Annotated in this window: 2 protein-coding genes; both read left to right on the forward strand. The window is 65.0% G+C overall.

Annotated features, from left to right (window positions below; translation table 11 throughout):
• The coding region (locus O9335_RS09320; RefSeq protein WP_298386991.1) for an SAF domain-containing protein at nt 1-740 on the forward strand (740 nt) is incomplete at its 5' end.
• A gap of 117 nt (nt 741-857) precedes the next feature.
• A partial coding sequence (locus O9335_RS09325; protein ID WP_298386993.1) for an NAD(P)-binding domain-containing protein occupies nt 858-1,117 on the forward strand: 260 nt, incomplete at its 3' end.

A 1,117-nucleotide genomic window follows, 5' to 3' on the forward strand; every position in this document is an offset into this window, starting at 1 on the left:
CCGAGCGCGGCGGGCTCAACCCGAAGATGTTCAACAGCTTTCTCGATGGCTCCAAGCCTTCGATTGAATCGACGGCTGTGGCCAACGCCACCGGCCTCACCGTGCCCAGCAACGGCCTGCTCTACCCGCCGGCCAGCGTCGAAGACATTCCTTATGTCACGCGACCCATCAGCGAAGGCGGCGTACTCGAACGCAAGGGCATGGTCGAAGTGATCTCCTCACTCGAAGCCAATGGCCGCAAGATTCCCTACGACATCCGCATGGGCGTCTGGGTCACCGTCGAGGCCGAGACCGACTACATCAAGAACTGCTTTGAGGAATACAACGCCCACACCGACCCGAGCGGGCGCTACTTCACCCTGTACAAACGCTGGCACCTGATCGGGCTGGAGGTCGGCGTGTCGGTCGCCAGCGTGGCGCTGCGCGGCGAGCCCACCGGCGTGGCCACCTGCTGGAACGCCGACGTGGTGGCCACCGCCAAACGCGACCTGAAGCCCGGCGACATGCTGGACGGCGAAGGCGGCTACACCGTGTGGGGCAAGCTGTTGCCGGCAGACACCTCGATGAAGATGGGCGGGCTGCCGCTGGGCCTGGCGCACAACGTCAAGGTCGTGCGCGCGGTCAAGAAGGGCCAGAGCCTGAGCTGGGCCGACGTGGCGATGGACACCTCGACCCACGCCTACAAAGTGCGGCAGGAAATGCAAAGCATGTTTGCCCCGGCGCTTAAAAAGGCCGCCTGAAAGACGGCCAAAAAAGCCGCGTAAAAAACTGTGTTGGGCGCTTCCTAGAAAGCTCGCTGACAGCCTTCTCGCGCGGGGTGCTTCATGATGGCCCATAGCCATCCAGAGGACACCGCAATGACCATCACCAGCAACACGCCCCTGCCCCGTATCGCATTTCTGGGCACGGGCATCATGGGCCTGCCCATGGCCACGCGCCTGTGCAAGGCCGGCTACACGCTGCAGGTCTGGAACCGCACGCCGGGCAAGGCCGGCCCGCTCACGGCGCTGGGCGCCACGGCGCACACGCAGGCCAGCGCCGCAGTGGCTGCGGCCGACATCGTCATCAGCATGCTCGAAAGCGGCCCCATCGTGGACGGCGTGCTGTTCGCGCAGCG

This window comes from Inhella sp. (genome assembly GCF_027532025.1).
GTDB lineage: Bacteria > Pseudomonadota > Gammaproteobacteria > Burkholderiales > Burkholderiaceae_C > Inhella.